Origin of the sequence: Pseudolactococcus raffinolactis NBRC 100932 (genome assembly GCF_001591765.1) — a bacterium.
Taxonomy (GTDB): Bacteria; Bacillota; Bacilli; order Lactobacillales; family Streptococcaceae; genus Pseudolactococcus; species Pseudolactococcus raffinolactis.
This window is the reverse complement of the sequence record NZ_BCVN01000065.1, coordinates 1-4415: the sequence shown is the minus strand read 5'-3', so window position 1 is coordinate 4415 and position 4415 is coordinate 1. Positions and strand designations below refer to the sequence as shown.

The window sequence follows — 4415 nt, the reverse complement described above, 5'->3', positions numbered from 1 at the left end:
TATGAAAACTAATAAGATTATTGAACGTAATGCTGAACTTCAAGAGCACCTAACAAAAGAAAATAAAAAATATTATGGCAATCTTTTAGTTTACATTAGAGTAATGTCTCTTATAAGAGATGAAAAAAAGTCTGAAGAAATGTTATTAGAAATTTTAGAAGATATATTGGAAGGACAGGAACACGGACAATCCGCAGAATATTATTTAGGCAAAAATCCTAAACAAGTAGCTGACAATATTATTAAAGAATTGCCTATAAACGTGATAGATACAATAAAAATTATTATTAGTTCGTTAGGGATAGTATGTTTAATGAAACTTATACCCATTTTAGCCTCATTTGAAGAATATATTGATATTGGTAATTTCTTAATCTCAGGTGTTTATCTGGTATTTCTTGTTATCGCCTTATTATTATTTATGGGATATTGTTTATATAGATATGAATCTAAGATTATGAATATAATATTGTCACTATTCTTTGGAGTAGGACTTGTTGTCTTCTTTTTACTATCATTCCAACTAAACACAGGATTACAAGTAAGATTATCAAATAATTTAGGGATATTTCTTATATTGTTAGCTCTTTTAATCATTTCCTATCTTTTTAATAAAACGAATGAAAAACAAATATGGATTCCGTTTATACCTCCTATAGTAATCTCTGCAATAGCTGGTATTATTATACGTATAAATTTCTTTAGAACAATTATAAACACTTCTGACGGAAGGATAGGTTTAGCTATTGTATTAATAATAGGATTACTGCTACAGTACTTGTTGATGTGGTTTATATATAGAAAATTAAAGAAAAACGATTAAAAGCAAAAGCCCATTGGAGTACACTCTAGTGGGCTTTTTTGTTTTTCTGATATAATAAGATTTGTAAAGGCTCATTAGAGTTTGCCAAAATAGGGAGTGTGATTTATGAGTAAAATTGGTTATGCACGAGTGAGTAGCAAAGAACAAAACCTAGATAGACAATTAGAAGCGTTACAGAGCGTTTCTAAGGTCTTTTCAGATAAAGCAAGCGGACAATCCACCGAACGTCCTCAATTACAAGCCATGCTGGACTATCTGCGTGAGGGGAATATTGTCATTGTAACGGAGTTAGACCGTTTAGGGCGGAACAATAAAGACCTTACAGAGATTATGAATGACATTCAACAAAAAGGAGCTACGCTGGAAGTCTTAAACTTGCCCTCAATGAATGGGATTGAAGACGAAAATTTGAGACGATTAATTAATAATTTAGTCGTTGAATTATACAAATATCAAGCGGAAAGCGAACGGAAAAGAATTAAGGAAAGGCAGGCACAAGGGATTGAGTTAGCAAAGAAAAAAGGACGATTTACTGGAAGAAAAAGTACCTTTCAAAAAGACGACCCTTTACTACAAAGAGCGTTTAATCTATATCAATCAAAAGAATATACTTTAAAAGAAATTGAACATCATACTAAAATTCCAGTCAGTACACTAAAACGATATTTAACAAAGTATGGTATTAAAAGAAAATAAAAAAATATCCCTAACCAAAAGGCTTGTCAACGGTTTGTGTTGGCAAGCCTTTTGATTAGACTTCATTGGTCTGCTCGATGACAGGAGCAGTCAGATTGAAAATCTGAAATATATTCAAATTATTTTCCTAAGGGCGCACTTATATACCATGAAAATCATGGTATAAATTGCCAATATTTTAGATTAAACGTGTTGGAAAAACTCGCTTTGCTCATGTAAATAAAAACGTTATAAAGTATTGTGGTGAACTTCGCAAGTGTGGCTACACTTACACTAAAAATAATTCATCTTTCACTCACAAAACCTAAAATTTCCAATTTTATTTTTGTTTGTTTCAGACGAATATTTTTATTTTTGGTGGTGTCCCCCAATCCCCCTTTTTGAAAAAAAATAGAGCTTAATTTCAAATTCTTTTAAGACATCTTCTTTTTTCTCAATTTTACACTAAAATAGATTTTTTGGAAAACTTTGCAACAGAACCGGTTTTACAATCGACGAATATCGCAGAAAACAAAAGGCATGACTCCCTGCGAATACAGGGAACATGCCTTAGCAGTTTAAAAATATTCAATTTTGTCTAACTTTTGTGTTGCACTTTACGGCTCATGCTGTTTTAGACTCTTTTTTATGCAATTTTGTCTTAGTTTTTAATAATTTAATGCGCTTTAAAGTAGTTTTTTATGATTTGCTTTTTATTAATTTGCTGGCTTTAATGAAATCTCGTTGTATCCAGAATGAGATTAGCAGTGCCAATAGATCAATCAAAATAAAGGCAGCTAATGTCAAAGTATAATTGTGGAACAGTTGATGTGTTAATGATAATAGTAATGGTCCAACAACTCCGGCAGCAGCCCATGCTGTCAGTACATATCCATGAACAGCTCCTAATTCTTTAGTACCAAAGACATCACCTAAGTAGGCTGGGATGACAGAAAAGCCTGCTCCATAACAAGACATCAACAAGCATAATGCAATGACAAATAGGAGCGGTAATTTGAAGATGAGCATAGCTGAAAGCATTACAATATCGAGAATAAAAATGGCACTGAAAGTAGCAGGGCGCCCGATATAATCAGACAAAGTTGCCCATATCAAACGTCCAAAGCCATTGAAAAGGCCTATGATTCCAACCATAATTGCGGCTGTTTGGACAGACATGCCGGTCATACTTTGAGCCATGGGGGATGCAGCTGAGACAAGGCCGATCCCGCATGTAATATTGATAAAGAACATTATCCAAAGAAAAGTGAAGGATTTAGTTTTGAGGGCTTGGTTAGCTGTTAGCTCCGGTCCTCGTGTTAGACGTGTTCCCTTTTTTTGAGAAATGCTATTTTCAGTAGTGTTTGATAGTGCCAGATTTGGACGAACAATAAACTGTGCAGCGAGCAGCATAATAACAAAATAAAATGTTCCTAAGAGATAGAATGTTTGTTCAAGACCAACACTAGCCATTAGCTGTTGAGCAACAGGACCAGTCAGCATTGCTGCAAAACCAAATCCCATAATAGCTAACCCCGTTGCTAAACCGCGTTTGTCTGGAAACCATTTAATAATTGTTGATACAGGGGTAACGTATCCTGCTCCCAGTCCTAAGCCGCCTATGACACCATATGAGAGATATAATAGCCAAATTGAATTTTGATGGATAGCCCAACCAGTCATAATGGTTCCAGTTCCGTAAAGAAAGCTAGCAATAGTTCCCGTTAGTCTAGGGCCTATTTTTTCAACGACTTTGCCCATAAAGGCGGCTGACATTCCCAAGAAGAAAATAGCGATACTAAATGCAAGAGCGACTGAGGATTCTGCCCAACCATTTTGTTTTGCAATTGGATTAGTAAAAACACTCCAAGCATAAACGGAACCAATCATTAAATGAAACATGACACCTGCAAACGCAACAACATAGCGATTTGTTTTCAAGACAAATTCCTCCATTTTTGATAGTATAGGGCACCTCTAAAAACTCAAATTTACCACTTTTGGCTAAATTTACCTATCGCGTCGTTATTGCTCCGCACCTTACAGCAGTAAGCTTTGTCGCAATGCCTAGCGCTAGAAAAATTTATCTCAAAAGTTATCAAAAGCAGTTTTTAGAGGTGCCCTATACGAATAAGTATACGAATAATTTAAACGTTGTTCACAACCATTGTTGGCATATAATAATAATATCACATTGTTTATCACATTTAAACAATTAAATTTTAGTATAAGACGAATTTTAACGTTGGCTAATGAAAAGTACATTTAAGTTATCTATAGTACTGGGAAAAAACAAATTACGGTTGCTGTTTTTGAACAAATAAAAAAGCACAGGGAACCTAAAGTGCTCCATAACTGTTAGATTTCTTGTCTAACAATTATGGAGCACTTTAAAAGTTATGCTTATTTTGGTTCTGTTGCGAAGTTTGAAAATCAAACGCGCCCTCTATTAAAATTTGTCCAAGATATTGACCCAAATACATATTATCTGCAATATTTACTTAATAACTGTAATTGAGATTGGAGAATTTTTAACCATATAAGTAGCATGCGAACCAAAATATCCTTTAATTCCATGCATTGATCGCGATCCAATGATTAAGATATCTGCAGATGTTGCTGGCAAAATCGTCTTAGTAATTTCCTCGGCCGGATCACCTTCTCCACTGTACAGCTGAATGTTTTTTACACCGCTATTTTCTGCATATTGTTTGTACTTTTTCAAATTAAGTAACAATTGACTTTGTTTCTGGCTCAAGTACTCAGGGTCTAATGCTTCATAAACATTCAACTCTTCAATTTCTAAAATTGAGGCAATCAGTAATGCGGCTCCAGTTTTACTCGCTTGCTTTACAGCATATTGAAAGGCTTTTTGAGCTCCTTCTGATTCATCTACCCCAACTAAAATATTTTTAAA

4 protein-coding genes are annotated in these 4415 nt (G+C 34.3%); 2 read left to right on the top strand and 2 right to left on the bottom strand.

The window, feature by feature from the left end:
* On the top strand, positions 1 to 823 hold an 823-nt coding region (locus LRA01S_RS11120; RefSeq protein WP_061775510.1), incomplete at its 5' end, for a DUF1129 domain-containing protein.
* Between the two features lie 105 nt (positions 824 to 928).
* Positions 929 to 1519 (top strand): recombinase family protein, encoded by a 591-nt coding sequence (locus LRA01S_RS10210; RefSeq protein ID WP_061775509.1) that lies wholly within the window; start codon positions 929 to 931, stop codon positions 1517 to 1519.
* A 678-nt stretch (positions 1520 to 2197) separates the two neighbouring features.
* Here LRA01S_RS10210 and LRA01S_RS10205 read toward each other — a convergent pair.
* Both LRA01S_RS10205 and LRA01S_RS10200 read right to left on the bottom strand, forming a co-directional pair.
* The gene (locus LRA01S_RS10205) at positions 2198 to 3439 is read right to left on the bottom strand and encodes an L-lactate MFS transporter (RefSeq protein WP_003139954.1); all 1242 of its coding nucleotides are present in this window, start codon (positions 3437 to 3439) and stop codon (positions 2198 to 2200) included.
* A gap of 556 nt (positions 3440 to 3995) precedes the next feature.
* Positions 3996 to 4415 (bottom strand): universal stress protein (locus LRA01S_RS10200; protein WP_156470238.1); only part of this gene is annotated, 420 nt, incomplete at its 5' end.